Source organism: Pseudoalteromonas sp. SR43-7 (assembly GCF_014163785.1).
Taxonomy (GTDB): domain Bacteria; phylum Pseudomonadota; class Gammaproteobacteria; order Enterobacterales; family Alteromonadaceae; genus Pseudoalteromonas; species Pseudoalteromonas distincta.
In genome coordinates, this window is sequence record NZ_JACJDY010000025.1 from 54,244 (window position 1) to 68,513 (window position 14,270).

The window sequence follows — 14,270 nt, forward strand, 5'->3', positions numbered from 1 at the left end:
GTAAATGTGCAAACAATAAGGACGTGTTTTTATATAATTAAAACGCTTACGGGGCAATTTCAAAACGATCTCGGCCACTTTTTTTAGCTAAATATAAAGCTTGATCAGCGCGCTTCATTACTTTATCTAAAGGCTCATTAGGCGTTTGCATTGCAACACCTATACTTACTGTTAAGTGACGAGAGTTTTGAACATTTATGGTGTGCGCAAGATCAATTAATTGCTTCGAAAAATCACACGCTTGCGTCATATTATTTGTAGGAAAGTAGCCACCAAATTCTTCACCACCGAGGCGAGAAAATTTGTTTTGGTGCGTAAAAGCATTGTCGTATTTAGTTGCTAGTTCTTTAAGCATTACATCACCAACATCATGACCAAACTCATCATTAATTGCTTTAAAGTGGTCTATATCGATAATTAAAATAACGTAAGGTGAGTGCTGAGCATCTTTAGCGTGCTGATAAAAATAACGTCTATTATGTACCTTGGTTAAATCGTCAATAATGAGCTCACGCGCTAATCGGTTATTAATACTTTGTACAAAGCGCATAGTTTTAAATAAACCATAGGAAGTTAAAAGCATGCCGCTGGTTCTGCATAAGTCCTCAAAATAAATACTTATCCAATAAGGTTGCACAACTAACTCATCAAGCACATCTGCCGTGGTGCCAATGCTCCATAGTAATAAACCAAAACTAGAAAAAATATATGCTTTTTTAGATAGCTCAGAGCATTGAACCATCCAAAACAGAAATATAATGACAATTAAATTAATAAAATCGGTAGTAAAACCGTACACATTGTTTTGAACTTGTAAGGGAGGAAAGTTAGTTAGGGAGTAGGCTGAAAAAATAGCAATATAGATCAATAAAGCTAAACTTAAAACTTTATTGATCAAAGGCATTTTATAAAAGTTAGAAAGTTTAACGGTAAGTTTTACTGTTTCAATCATATTAATTGCTAGGTTTTTCAGTACTTCATTTGAAAACTATAGCACAATAATAAAAACCACCACGAAGATGAAACCCGTAATAACTCCCAAATTTAAACTTAAACTACGGTACTAAGTCCCCACAATCCCAACACTAAAATAGTAATGCCAATCATCGCTTTAGTTTTATGTTTACTAATGATTCGCTCAGCTTCATTACCGGCATAATAAACAATAATAGCCAGGCCAAAGTAACGAATAGAACGCGCAATACCTGAGGCCAATAAAAATAGCCAAATAGAGTACTTAGTCGCGCCCGCCGCGAGCATCGCTATTTGAAATGGAATGGGCACAATGCCCAGTGTTATTACAAACCAAAAACCTTGATCTTGCATTTTTTGTTTAACGTTCTCAAATTGCTCAGGGCTCGAAAGTGTATTAATAATCCAATCGCCTACCGCATCAAATAAATAGTAACCCAATGCATAACCAAACAATGCACCCACTATGCAGCCTAAGGTCGCCATTAATGCTATCAGCCATAGCTTTTCTCGACGAGCCTGCATAAGAGGCACAAGCACTGCTTCAAGTGGAATAGGAACTATGGTTGACTCTAAAAACGACGCCACTGTAATACCGCTAAGCATATGCTTAGAGTCAATAAAATTACGTGTTTTTTCTTTTAGCTTTTTTTGAATGGCCATAGTAAATCCTTTTCACTTATCAGTAAGAACAAGAGTATTCAATAAACCAATAATTACATATTTAGGTTAATACACGCTGAAAACTGTGTACTAAATTTATCAGGTCCTAGGGTGTTAACAAATTAGTAATATCCATAAGAATATTTTATTATGTGTCAATGCAGTTAAATACCTACCAAAGCAGTTAAAAACTTATGCAAAGTGCACGTTTTATTCCCTTTAGAAAGCAAGATATTGTTGATATGTGTAGCGAAGAGCTTAAAAGCAGTACACAAAAAACATCGTTTAAACAATTTTGTGATTTACTAGCAAGCCTTATTCATTACGATTACCACTCAACACTTGAATCGCTTAAAAACAACTACGCACCGTTTGATCCCAATAGTGACACGCGATCGTTAGCGCCAGTATCGGCGGATCAAAAAGCGCAGTGCCAACGAGATTTTGCTAAAGATTTTGCTAAGGTACTTAATGCAGCTAACTTTGAAGTGATCACCAATGAAGACTTACAAGATGCATTAAACGAAGAGTCACTATTTAAAGTGCGCCTTGAAGTTGAATTTGATGACTTTGAAGAAGTGGTTTTTTATCGTCGTGGCGAGTCGCAACTCACTGAAACCATAACCAGCTTTTGGGGCCTTCGTAAAAAGCCGCTGCACTTTACTAATTACGACCGAGTAGCCGTGTTTATTCGCTTTAAAGACAGCGCTTATTTTGAAGCTAAAAATAAAATGCCTTTAGGGTTTGAGCCAAGTTCGACCATAGTTAAGCTGTTTCAAAATGTGCCAAAAGCCGATCTCGAAATGCTATTTCCTAATAGCGAAGTACGCATGCGCCCTATTGATAAAGCAATTATTGGCTCATCGGCTTTAATTGGCGGTGCGGTGGTACTTATAACTAAGCTTGGTGCATCAATTTTATTATTGCTTGCTCTGTTTGCTTTTTGGGGTGGCTTTAGAAGTGAAGCTGTCGAAATGACGCAACAACACTTTATTACCTTTGCTATTGGCATGGGGGTTTTTGGCAGCTTTATTTTTAAAGAATGGAGTAAGTTTAAAAACCGTAAAATTAAATTTATGAAAGCACTTAGCGATAACCTCTACTTTAAAAACCTTGATAACAACGCCGGTGTTTTTCACACCCTTATAGACGCCGCCGAAGAAGAAGACATAAAAGAAGCCCTGCTTGCCTATACGTTTTTACTAAAATCAGAAAGTGGCTTAACCGCCCAAACGCTTGATGAACAAATAGAGTATTGGTTTAAAAACAAATACCAGTGCGATCTTGATTTTGAAATTAGCGATGCCCTTGAAAAGTTGGTACGTATGCGCTTAGTGACGAGCACTAATGATGTGTATAGCGCAATAAATTTGGAGCACGCAAAATCTATTTTGGATGAGCGCTGGGATAACCTGTTTCAATATAATTAACCTGCAAAGTTTACTTAACAACAAAAAAGCAGCTGAAACTTCAGCTGCTTTTTACTTTACTTAACTAGGTGCAACTACTAAGCGGCTTGATGCCTATTAAATTTTGCATGTACTAGCTTATAAAGTGCGGGCAATATTAATAACGTAAGTAGGGTTGATGAAATAATCCCCCCTACTACAACCGTCGCCAGCGGCCGTTGTAGCTCAGCGCCGGTGCCTGTATTTAGCGCCATAGGAATAAACCCTAAACTTGCCACTAAAGCGGTCATAAGTACTGGGCGCAGGCGCGAAAGTGCACCTGTTTGTATTGCATCTATTAAGCTAAGCCCATCGGCTCTTAACTGTTTAATAAACGACAGCATCACCACACCATTTAATACCGCGACACCACTTAGCGCTATAAACCCCACGCCTGCCGATATTGATAACGGCATATCGCGTAATAGTAACGCAAGTACACCACCGGTCAGTGCAAGTGGTACGCCGCTAAATATAATTAACGAATCACGAAGTGAATTAAACGCACTGTAAAGCAGGCCAAATATAAGCAATAAAGTAACTGGCACCACCAGCGATAACCGCTTACTTGCCGATTCTAACTGCTCAAACGTGCCGCCGTATTCAATCCAATAACCACTTGGTAAATTAAGATCTGAATTTAAAGCGGCTTGTGCATCACTTACAAAGCTTGCTAAATCGCGCCCTTCTACATTTGTAGTTACGACTACATTACGCTTACCGCTTTCACGGTTTATTTGATTAGGTCCTTTATCAATACTAATATTTGCTACTTCGCCAAGCGGTACAAATGCAAGGTCTGGGTTGGCACTTTTTGGCACGGCCACTGGCAAATGCGCAAGCTGTGATACATCGCTTGACCAAAGTTCATCTAAACGCACTAATAACGAAAAGCGTTTATCGCCTTCATAAATAAGTCCGGTTTGCACACCACCTACCGCTGCGCTCACACTTTGCTGTATATCGGTTACGGTTAAGCCTAACAGCGCCATATGATCACGAAGCGGAGTAACCGAAAGTGTAGGCAAACCTTCCATTTGCTCAAGGCGTACATCAGTTGCGCCAGTAATGTTTTGCACCAAGGCTGTGGCTTTTTCGCCATACTGTTTTAATGTTGATAAATCATCGCCATAAATACGCACCGCAACGTCGGCTCGCACGCCTGCTATTAACTCGTTAAAACGCATTTCTATAGGTTGCGTAAACTCATAATTATTACCTGGTACTTCATTTACTAAATGGCGAATTTGCTTAACCAGTTCTTCTTTACTTAAAGCTGGATTAGGCCATTGTTCGCGCGGCTTTAACATTAAGAATGTGTCGGCAACGTTAGGTGGCATAGGATCGTTTGCGACATCTGGAGTGCCAATTTTTGAAAATACTTTTTCAACTTCAGGTATGTCTAAAATTGCTTGCTCTAGCTCTTTTTGCATTTTTACCGATTGTTCAATACCGGTGCCGGTAATGCGCAGTGCGTGCATGGCTATATCGCCTTCATCAAGCTGCGGTAAAAATTCAGCGCCCATATTTTTAACTTTAAAGCCAAGTGCAATTACAAGCACAGCAGCAATGCTTAACATTACCCACGGCAACTTAAGCGATAAACCAAGCAGCGGTTTGTAGCCTTTTTTAATACCGCGCATAACCGCATTTTCGCTCTCACTCACTTTACCGCGTACAAATACCGCAATAGCGGCAGGTACAAAGGTAACGGCAAAAATAAGTGCGCCAACTAATGCAGCAACAACAGTAAATGCCATTGGCTGAAACATTTTGCCCTCAACCCCACTAAGTGCAAACAGCGGTAAATACACCAGCATAATAATTAAAATGCCAAACACTGCAGGGCTGAACACTTCTTTAGTGGCGGCGGTTACAACACTTAAACGCTCATTTAATGTAAGTAGCCTGCCATGTTTGTGCTGCGCAAGGCCAAGTTGCCTTAAACAATTTTCGACTACTATTACAGCGCCATCAACAATTAAACCAAAATCGATTGCGCCTAAGCTCATTAAATTCCCCGAAACACGATTGCCAACCATACCGGTAATGGCAAATAACATGCTAAGCGGGATAACCATTGCCGTAATAAGCGCACCAGTTACATTACCTAATAACAGCAGCAAAATAACAATCACTAATACCGCACCTTCGAACAGGTTAGTTTTTACGGTTTCTATGGTTTTATCTACAAGGGTTGTACGGTCATAAACTGCCTCAACTACAACCCCTTCAGGTAAGCTTAGTTGTACGTCGTTAAGTTTATCGGCCATCGCTTTTGCCACTACGCGGCTGTTTTCACCAATTAGCATCATGGCAGTGCCAAGCACAGTCTCTTTGCCGTTATAAGTGGCAGCCCCTGTTCTTAGCTCTTTACCTAAACGCACATTTGCGACATCTTTAATGCGTACAGGCGCATCATCACGTTTTGCAACCACGGTATTAGCTATATCATCTATGGTTTTTAATTGCCCTGGCGAGCGCACTAAATATTGCCCGTCAAAACGCTCTATAAACCCTGCGCCTTGGTTACTGTTGTTTAATTTAAGTGCAGTAATTACATCGCTGAGCGTAAGCTTATAAGCTAATAGCTTTTCAGGCATGGGCGCTACTTGGTACTGACGCTCAAAGCCACCTTGGCTGTTTATTTCGGTAACACCTTTTACTTTTAAAAGCTGCGGGCGAATTACCCAATCTTGCAAAGTACGTAAGTCTTCTGCATTAAATGGGGTGCCATCGTCTTTTAACGCACCGTTATTTGCATGCACAGAGTAAGTAAAAATCTCCCCTAGCCCGCTAGCAATAGGCCCTAAGTTTGGCTCAATATTGGCAGGTAAATCTGATCGAATACTTTGAATTCGCTCACTAATTTGCTGGCGAGCCCAGTAAATATCAGTGCCTTCGTTAAAAATAACGGTTACTTGCGAAAGCCCATAACGCGAAATCGAACGGGTGTAATCAAGCTTTGGTATGCCCGCCATAGCGGTTTCAATTAAATAGGTAATGCGCTGCTCGGCTTCAAGCGGGGTAAACCCGGGTGCTTTGGTGTTAATTTGCACTTGTACGTTAGTAATATCGGGTACAGCATCTACCGCTAAATTTTGTGTGTTGTATACACCAAAGCCTGCAAATAAAAGCGTGAGTGCAAGCACCATCATGCGGCGTTTAACCGCAAACGAAACTATCCAGTTAATCATGCTGCCTCCTAGTGTGAGTGGCTTGCGCCGCTTTTTAATATATCGGCTTTAATTACATAACTGTTTTGCGTTACATACTCACTGTTTGGCGAAAGCCCCTCAAGTACCTCTACCCACTCGCTGTTTTTAGCACCTAGTTTTACAGGGCGTACTTCAAACACATTGCCGCTTTTAATAAACACACTCGGTTTGCCGTTAAATTCCTGCACAGCTGTAGCCTTTACTCGCACTGCAGCATCTACTTTTGCAGTACTAATGTCGCTATTAACATGCATACCAGGACGCCAATGATCATCAGGGTTTGTAAGCTCGATTCGCGCACGCGCAATATGTCCGCCGCTCATCATAGGGGCTATGTAAAACACCTCACCTTGCGCATTTAAATGATGATGTAAATCGTACACTTTTGCGCTTTGTCCTATGGCGAGCTTTTCAATATTTTCAGGAAAAGCCGAGAGCTCGACCCATACGGTTTCAAGGTTTACTATTTGCATCAACGCGCTACTAGCAAGCTCACCGCGCTTTAAATATTGCTCGGTAATAACGCCTGTCATTGGGCTTTTTATGGTGTAATTTTGCAGTGTTTCACGGTTAGTGATACTTGCAAGCTTATCGCCCTTTTTAACGTTTTGACCAATGCTTACAAAAATGTCGTTAACTAAACCGGTATAAGGCGCCATTACTTCCACGGTGCCGTGTGCGGTGGGTGCTATAACACCAAATAAAGTATCGGTTAGTTCAACGCTACCCGCTTTTGCAATCTCTGTTTTAATTCCTGCGCGTTCAATTGCTTGGGAGCTTAGCGTTGTACGCCCTTCTTCTTGCTCATAATGATAATTTATTTCAGCGCCTTTATAACTTGCCATTACATCAAGCTTAAACGAGTGCGGCTCGTTTACGCTCACGGTACTTACTAAATAGTCATTTTCAGCTTTAAAACGAATAAGCTGTGGCTCTTCACTTAAACGCTGCACATTTATGGTTACGTCTAATTGGTTTATATCCACAGCTTTATCGTTATTAAACCCATATATTCGCAGCTCGGTATTACCTGCAAACTGGGTTAACTTAAGCTCTAAATCAAGGGCGTTATTGGTTAGTAAAAATCCGCCGTGCGGGCCTTTTTGTGTGTGTTCGTCTTTGTGGCCTTCTTCGTGACCTTTTTCGTGATGGCTATCAGATGCCATAGCCGTGCTACTTAATAATGGGAGTGCAAATAATTGCGTTATAAATAATGCGATAAGAGTGTTATTCATGATTGATGAGTCTCAATTAAAGGTTGGCCAGTTAAACGCTCAAGGGTAAGCAGTACTTGATATAGCTCGCTATGGATGTTGATAAGTGCGCGTTTAGAATCAAATAAAGCTTGCTGTGCGTCTAGTAATTGCAACACCGATATTTGCCCTTGTTGATAGCTTTTTAAACTTTGTTCTATCAGCGTTTTGGCTTGTGGAATAACTTGATGTGTTAATAGCTGTGCCTGCGCAGTTTTACCTTGGTAATACGCATACAAGGTACGTATTTGCTGGCGAAGCTGAATACGTAATTGTCCTTGCTGCTCATTAAGTAGCGTTAGTTGATGCTTTGCAGCCTCAATATTTCCGCTATTAGAATTGCTTAATTCCAGCGGCATTGAAAAAGAAAACACCAACGAGCTGGCATCAGTTTGCTGGTTATATCGCACGCCACCACCCAGGGTTAAATCGCTTTGCCCGCTTGAGTGCTGCAGCGACAAATTAGCCGTTTGCTGCATATATTGCTGCTGTAGCAGTGCAAATTCAGGCGCTGTATTTACCGCATCAAGTAGCGCTGCTTCACTTTTAATAGCAGCTATTTGTGATAAATCGCCAGCATAATAATCACTCACTTGTGGCTCTTGCCAAAGCTCGGTTAGAGCTAAGCGCGCACGCTCAAATTCGCTATTTAGCATCAGCGTATTTAAATCTACTTGGCTTAATGCATAACGCATGCGGGTTACATCAGCACTTGAGGCTGCACCCGCTTTAGCGCGTTTTTCAATTGCGTTAAGTGCCTGCTTAACGGTGTTTTTACGCTCACTATTTAAAGCAATTAACGCCTGAAATTTAAGTATTTGGTAATAGCGCTCAGCGGTAGTTGCTAAAAGTGCTAACCGAGTATTTTTATACTCAATTGTTTGCGCTTTTATATTTGCCGTGGCGTAGTTAATGCGGTTTTGGCGTTTATTACCCAGCTCTATTAATTGGCTTAAAGCCAGCGTGTACTGCGCCCCCGAAAACGCATGGGAGCCATGGGTTCCTAAAAAGTTTTCAGCTTCAAAACTCAGCTCAGGATTAGGTGAAAGCGCAGCTTGGGTTTTAAGCGCCGTTAATATTTTTTGATGATACGGGTAGCGTTTAAGCTCAGCATTTTGCTGCTCGGTATTTTTAAGCGCTTGCTCTAGCGTTAATACGTTTTGAGGCTCATTTTTTGCCAAAACGCTCATTGCTGGTAATGCGCACAGTAGCGCCACCAGCATAAGTGGTTTTTTGTTCATATAGCATGTCCGTTTTTTAACAAACAGAGTTGACTTAATCACTACGCCTATTTTAAAAACAAGCGCAATTAAGCAACCTAAATATGCACACAACTAGCCTAACAACGCTTATGCGCAGGCAGTTATTTACAAAGTATTTAAAATTAGAAACTAGCTATAAAAATTAGGTGGCGGAACATCTGGTGGGTAATTTAAACCATTGTAACAAGCATTGTTTGTGGCTTGGCTTTGTTCAGGGCTTATTGAATGGTTTATCGTACTGTAGTAGCCACAGTGGCAATGCTGATGGGCATGAATTTCTGTAGGTGATTGCGCATCGTCGTCGTTTGCATTTGTTTGAGAATGAACATGCGTAACGTGATCAACTTCTTCTTGCAGATGATACGCCGCCGCATCACAGCTAATAAAGCTGTGCACAAGCACTAAAAGTATCACGACTAAAAAGTAGTTTGAGCGCATTACCTACCTAAAAACTCTAAAATATAATTTAAGAAATCGCACAATACCTTAAATTTATTCAAATGTAGAGAGCCGCTTACGTTATTTTCTAAATTCACTTGGTGATACACCCACTGATTTTTTAAACCGTTTAGAAAAATTAAATATATTAGGATACCCCACGTAAGCGGCGATATGAGCAACAGGCCAGCGGGTATTTAGTAGTAAGCTTTTAGCTCGTTTAATGCGTAAATAAATAAGCTGCTGCATTGGGCTTTTGCCATATTGCGCTTGGCATAACCTATGTAAATGCGGTGCTGAGTAATGCACGTGTTCGCACATAGCGTCTATTGTCCAATCAAACTGCAGGCGCTCTTCTACCTCTAAAAACAAGCTGGTTAATCTGGTTTGCCCGCCTATTTGTGGCTCGCTTTGAAGCGTAGTGTTTAAATAGTGGCTTAAAATAGGCATAACACCTTCGCGCAAAGTAGTATTACTTTCGCTATATAAAAGCTCCATAGCTAAATGTAATGGCGCTAATTGCTGATTAGTTAATACCTTAGCCTGTGCTAAATTTAAATGTTGCCAACGTTTAGTGTTTGCAAGGTTTAGCCAAATCAAATCCCACTTTTCGCTTGCTATTTTAACCTCAAAACTTTGCCTTGCAGGCAATATAGCTAAGCTATTTTCAGTTAATGAGTATTGATTATTAACTGTTTTAAGTGTGCCCTGACCAGCCAAAGTATAAAAAAGAGTGTGTTCAAGCGGGTTAGTACGTGCAACACAATAGTCACCCAATAAATTAGAGCAACCTGCCAGCTCTATTTCAAGGTTTGGCATTTGCGAAAGCGTGGTTAAATCAATAAACCGCTCTGTACACTCTGGGCCAATATCGAGTACATCTACAATAGTGTTGCGCATAATTTAAAATGATAGCTTTGGACAAATAAAAGAGAGCTTTAAGCATAACCTCAACGCATTATTTTAGCTATATTTAAGCCACTATAATTGCCATACATGCAATAGGACACTAATGAACTCACTACAACACATAATTAACCGCCGTGATTGGGAAAACCCAATTTCAGTACAAGTTAATCAAGTAAAGGCGCACAGCCCACTCAATGGATTTAAAAGCGTTGACCATGCCCGTACTAACACACAATCACAAAAACAAAGTTTAAACGGCCAATGGGATTTTAAATTATTTGATAAACCCGAAACGGTTGATGAATCACTGCTAAGTGAAACACTAAGCAAAGATTGGCAAAGTATTCCAGTGCCTTCTAACTGGCAGTTACACGGCTTTGATAAACCTATTTACTGTAATGTTAAATACCCATTTGCAGTTAACCCGCCATTTGTACCAAGCGATAACCCAACAGGTTGCTACCGCACTGAGTTTACTATTACGGCAGATCAATTAGCGCAACGAAACCATATTATTTTTGAAGGCGTAAACTCGGCGTTTCACCTTTGGTGTAACGGTCAGTGGGTGGGTTATTCGCAAGATAGCCGCTTACCGAGCGAGTTTGATTTAAGCGAGCTGTTAGTGGCAGGTACTAACCGTATTGCGGTTATGGTTATTCGCTGGAGCGATGGCAGTTATTTAGAAGATCAGGACATGTGGTGGCTAAGCGGTATATTTCGCGATGTTAACTTACTTACAAAACCACAAAACCAAATACGTGATGTATTTATAACCCCAGATTTAGACGCCTGCTACCGCGATGCGACTTTGCATGTAAAAACAGCGATTAATGCACCAAATAACTACCAAGTAGCAGTACAGGTTTTTGATGGTGAACAGGCACTGTGTGAGCCACAAATACAAAGCACTAACAATAAACGTGTTGACGAAAAAGGCGGCTGGAGCGATGTAGTATTTCAAACCATTGATATACAAAACCCTAAAAAATGGACCGCCGAGACCCCTTATTTATACCGCTGTGTTGTAAGCCTGTTAGATGAACAAGGCAATACTATAGACGCAGAAGCCTACAATATTGGCTTTAGAAAAGTAGAAATGCTTAACGGGCAACTTTGTTTAAACGGCAAGCCGCTACTCATACGCGGTGTTAATCGCCACGAACACCATCCTGAAAACGGCCATACAGTAAGCACCGCCGACATGATTGAAGATATTAAGCTGATGAAGCAAAATAATTTTAATGCTGTGCGTACTGCTCATTATCCTAACCACCCGCGTTTTTACGAATTATGTGACGAGCTAGGTTTATACGTAGTGGACGAAGCGAATATAGAAACCCATGGCATGTTCCCTATGGGGCGTTTAGCCAGCGATCCGCAGTGGGCTGGCGCATTTATGTCGCGTTATACACAAATGGTTGAGCGCGATAAAAACCACGCCTCAATTATTATTTGGTCATTGGGTAACGAATGCGGACACGGCGCAAATCACGATGCAATGTATGGCTGGTCAAAAAGCTTTGACCCGTCGCGCCCAGTGCAATACGAAGGTGGCGGCGCAAACACAACAGCAACCGATATTATTTGCCCAATGTACGCTCGTGTAGATACGCATATAGCTGATGACGCCGTACCAAAATATTCAATTAAAAAATGGTTAAGCCTACCCGGTGAAACGCGCCCTCTTATTTTATGCGAGTACGCCCATGCAATGGGTAACAGCCTAGGTAGCTTTGACGATTACTGGCAAGCATTTAGAGAATACCCACGCCTACAAGGTGGCTTTATTTGGGATTGGGTAGACCAAGGTTTATCTAAAACTGATGAAAACGGTGAGCATTACTGGGCCTACGGCGGCGATTTTGGTGATGAACTAAACGACCGCCAATTTTGTATAAACGGCTTATTGTTCCCAGACCGCACGCCGCACCCTAGCCTGTTTGAAGCTAAATACAGCCAGCAGCATTTACAATTTACGCTGCGTGAGCAAACTAAAAATCAATACATCATTGATGTATTTAGTGATTATGTATTTAGACACACTGATAACGAAAAACTGGTTTGGCAATTAATGCAAAATGGCGTGTGTGTTGAACAAGGCGAGCATGTACTTAATATTGCTCCGCAAAGTACACACACGTTAACAATTAAAACTAAAACAACGTTTGAGCAAGGTGCGCAATACCAGCTTAATTTAGATGTAGCACTAATTAACGATTGTAGCTTTGCAAGTGCCGAGCATGTATTAAACACCGAGCAGTTTAAGCTTATAAATAGTAATAATTTAAACAGTGAATCATTTACATCAACTACAGAGCAAAGCGCTATAAGTGTTAACGAAACCGACTCTCAACTAAGTATTGAAAACGATAAGTTTAAACTTGTTTTTAGTAAGCAATCAGGGCTTATAGAGCAGTGGTTACAAAACGATACTCAGGTTATTAGTAGCCCACTGGTTGATAACTTTTATCGCGCCCCGCTTGATAACGACATAGGCGTAAGCGAAGTAGATAACCTAGACCCTAATGCATGGGAGGCACGTTGGTTACGTGCAGGTATAGGGCAATGGCAGCGCACATGCAGCTCAATTCACGCAGTGCAATCAAGTGTTGATATACGTATTACATGTGTATTTAATTATGAGTTTAATGGCGTGCTACAAGCAAAAACACAATGGCTATATACACTAAATAATACCGGCAATATTAGCTTAAATGTTGATGTGCACTTAAACGACACTCTGCCGCCAATGCCGCGTATAGGGCTAAGTACAACGCTTAACAAGCAAAGCGATACAAAAGTAAACTGGCTAGGTTTAGGGCCTTTTGAAAACTACCCAGATCGCAAAGCCGCAGCACGTTTAGGTTATTACAGTTTGAGCTTAAATGAGCTACATACACCGTATATATTCCCAACCGATAACGGCGTGCGTAGTGATTGCCAATTACTTAGAATTAATAACTTAACCGTGATTGGCGCGTTTTTATTTGCCGCCAGTGAGTATTCGCAAAGTACGCTAACGCAAGCAAAACACACTAACGAACTCATTGCTGATTATTGCGTACATGTACACATTGATCATCAACATATGGGTGTAGGTGGTGATGATTCATGGAGCCCAAGTACCCATAAAGAATATTTACTTGAGCAAAAGCAGTACAGCTATTCTTTAACTCTTTCAGCTAAATAATTTAAACAAAAATAGCGGCCAAATTAGCCGCTATTTTTTTAATTAACACACTCTATTTATTAGCGAGCTTTTTAGCTAATACGTTATCAAGAGAAAAGCTTCCCGCTCCTTGAATTGCTAAAACTACAGTTACTACAAGTAACGTTAATGCGTATTCATAGCCATTGTTTGCCATAAATAAGCCATTACTAATATGTACGCTAAAAATAGCAATCAGCATAGTAAAGCCGGCAACTACAGCAGCTGGGCGAGTTAACAAACCAATTGCTAATGCAATGCCACCAAAAAACTCAGCGCTACCTGCCATCATTGCTAACCAATAGCCAGGCTCTAAACCAATACTCGCCATCCATTGGCCTGTACCTTCAAGCCCGTAACCGCCAAACCAAGCAAATAGCTTTTGTGCACCATGCGCCGCTAAAATAAGGCCAACTGGTACTCGTAATATTAATGCTGCTACGCCTGCTTTTGAGCTAAGTAATGTGTTTAGTAATTTCATGAGTTTTAGTCCTGTTTTAATTTATTTAATCGTTAGGTTTTTCCTAACCGTTGAACACAGTTTACTATCATCATTAAAAAACATTAATACGAAATTTATTGGTTAATTAGCAACGCAGTATTTATAATAATCCATAAAAAAACCGCCAACCCAAAGGTTGACGGTTTTTTATTAACGTATTACTTAGGGCGTGTTGATCTTTGTGGATTGAAATTTGTTCAATCTAGGGGCGATTAAATCGCGGCGCGAGGTTTGTAACCTAGTGGGCTAAGTAAAAACCGAGCAACAAAGAATTAATCGTCCCTAGAAAGAACCCAAAGGGCAGCGCATGTTTGGTATTTATGCTGCGTTATCGCCTATTCATGGGGAATAACCACACTACATAGGCTCCGCCTTGCCTAAAAACCAAACATACTGC

The 14,270-nt window shown here is 40.8% G+C and carries 10 protein-coding genes; 2 read left to right on the forward strand and 8 right to left on the reverse strand.

Annotation, left to right across the window (positions count from 1 at the left end; translation table 11 throughout):
- Window positions 1-46: 46 nt before the first annotated feature.
- Both H5087_RS16935 and H5087_RS16940 read right to left on the reverse strand, forming a co-directional pair.
- Entirely contained in the window at window positions 47-952 is a 906-nt protein-coding gene (locus H5087_RS16935; RefSeq protein WP_182672786.1) for a GGDEF domain-containing protein, read from the reverse strand.
- A gap of 98 nt (window positions 953-1,050) precedes the next feature.
- Window positions 1,051-1,635 (reverse strand): YqaA family protein, encoded by a 585-nt coding sequence (locus H5087_RS16940; protein WP_002961545.1) that lies wholly within the window; start codon window positions 1,633-1,635, stop codon window positions 1,051-1,053.
- Between the two features lie 194 nt (window positions 1,636-1,829).
- Between H5087_RS16940 and H5087_RS16945 the strand changes: the two genes are divergently transcribed.
- Window positions 1,830-3,065: a TMEM143 family protein gene (locus H5087_RS16945; protein ID WP_182672787.1), complete on the forward strand. Its 1,236-nt coding sequence runs from the start codon at window positions 1,830-1,832 to the stop codon at window positions 3,063-3,065.
- A 77-nt stretch (window positions 3,066-3,142) separates the two neighbouring features.
- Here H5087_RS16945 and H5087_RS16950 read toward each other — a convergent pair whose 3' ends face one another.
- The 5 genes from H5087_RS16950 to H5087_RS16970 all read right to left on the reverse strand — a co-directional run bounded on the left by H5087_RS16950 (window position 3,143) and on the right by H5087_RS16970 (window position 10,154).
- Entirely contained in the window at window positions 3,143-6,280 is a 3,138-nt protein-coding gene (locus H5087_RS16950; protein WP_182672788.1) for an efflux RND transporter permease subunit, read from the reverse strand.
- A gap of 8 nt (window positions 6,281-6,288) precedes the next feature.
- Window positions 6,289-7,536, reverse strand: a complete 1,248-nt coding sequence (locus H5087_RS16955) for an efflux RND transporter periplasmic adaptor subunit (RefSeq protein WP_182672789.1) — start codon at window positions 7,534-7,536, stop codon at window positions 6,289-6,291.
- The gene (locus H5087_RS16960) at window positions 7,533-8,795 is read right to left on the reverse strand and encodes a TolC family protein (protein WP_182672790.1); all 1,263 of its coding nucleotides are present in this window, start codon (window positions 8,793-8,795) and stop codon (window positions 7,533-7,535) included. Before H5087_RS16960 ends, H5087_RS16955 begins: the two co-directional genes overlap by 4 nt.
- A 150-nt stretch (window positions 8,796-8,945) precedes the next feature.
- A complete protein-coding gene (locus H5087_RS16965; RefSeq protein WP_182672791.1) occupies window positions 8,946-9,254 on the reverse strand; it encodes a hypothetical protein in 309 nt (102 codons plus the stop codon).
- Window positions 9,255-9,335: 81 nt separating this feature from the next.
- Entirely contained in the window at window positions 9,336-10,154 is an 819-nt protein-coding gene (locus H5087_RS16970; RefSeq protein ID WP_182672792.1) for an AraC family transcriptional regulator, read from the reverse strand.
- A 112-nt stretch (window positions 10,155-10,266) separates the two neighbouring features.
- On the opposite strand from H5087_RS16970, the gene H5087_RS16975 reads away from it, so the two are divergent.
- Complete coding sequence (locus tag H5087_RS16975) at window positions 10,267-13,353, forward strand: beta-galactosidase (RefSeq protein WP_182672793.1); 3,087 nt, start codon at window positions 10,267-10,269, stop codon at window positions 13,351-13,353.
- A gap of 52 nt (window positions 13,354-13,405) precedes the next feature.
- Here the strand turns inward: H5087_RS16975 and H5087_RS16980 are convergent, their stop codons facing one another.
- Window positions 13,406-13,852 (reverse strand): DoxX family protein, encoded by a 447-nt coding sequence (locus tag H5087_RS16980; protein WP_039490309.1) that lies wholly within the window; start codon window positions 13,850-13,852, stop codon window positions 13,406-13,408.
- Window positions 13,853-14,270: the final 418 nt, after the last annotated feature.

What these genes read in the sequence shown, in the direction of transcription:
- H5087_RS16955 (WP_182672789.1), bottom strand. Translation starts at nt 7,536, where the DNA reads ATGAATAACACTCTTATCGCATTATTTATAACGCAATTATTTGCACTC.
- H5087_RS16945 (WP_182672787.1), top strand. Translation starts at nt 1,830, where the DNA reads ATGCAAAGTGCACGTTTTATTCCCTTTAGAAAGCAAGATATTGTTGAT.
- H5087_RS16970 (WP_182672792.1), bottom strand. Translation starts at nt 10,154, where the DNA reads ATGCGCAACACTATTGTAGATGTACTCGATATTGGCCCAGAGTGTACA.
- H5087_RS16940 (WP_002961545.1), bottom strand. Translation starts at nt 1,635, where the DNA reads ATGGCCATTCAAAAAAAGCTAAAAGAAAAAACACGTAATTTTATTGAC.
- H5087_RS16950 (WP_182672788.1), bottom strand. Translation starts at nt 6,280, where the DNA reads ATGATTAACTGGATAGTTTCGTTTGCGGTTAAACGCCGCATGATGGTG.
- H5087_RS16965 (WP_182672791.1), bottom strand. Translation starts at nt 9,254, where the DNA reads ATGCGCTCAAACTACTTTTTAGTCGTGATACTTTTAGTGCTTGTGCAC.
- H5087_RS16935 (WP_182672786.1), bottom strand. Translation starts at nt 952, where the DNA reads ATGATTGAAACAGTAAAACTTACCGTTAAACTTTCTAACTTTTATAAA.
- H5087_RS16980 (WP_039490309.1), bottom strand. Translation starts at nt 13,852, where the DNA reads ATGAAATTACTAAACACATTACTTAGCTCAAAAGCAGGCGTAGCAGCA.
- H5087_RS16975 (WP_182672793.1), top strand. Translation starts at nt 10,267, where the DNA reads ATGAACTCACTACAACACATAATTAACCGCCGTGATTGGGAAAACCCA.
- H5087_RS16960 (WP_182672790.1), bottom strand. Translation starts at nt 8,795, where the DNA reads ATGAACAAAAAACCACTTATGCTGGTGGCGCTACTGTGCGCATTACCA.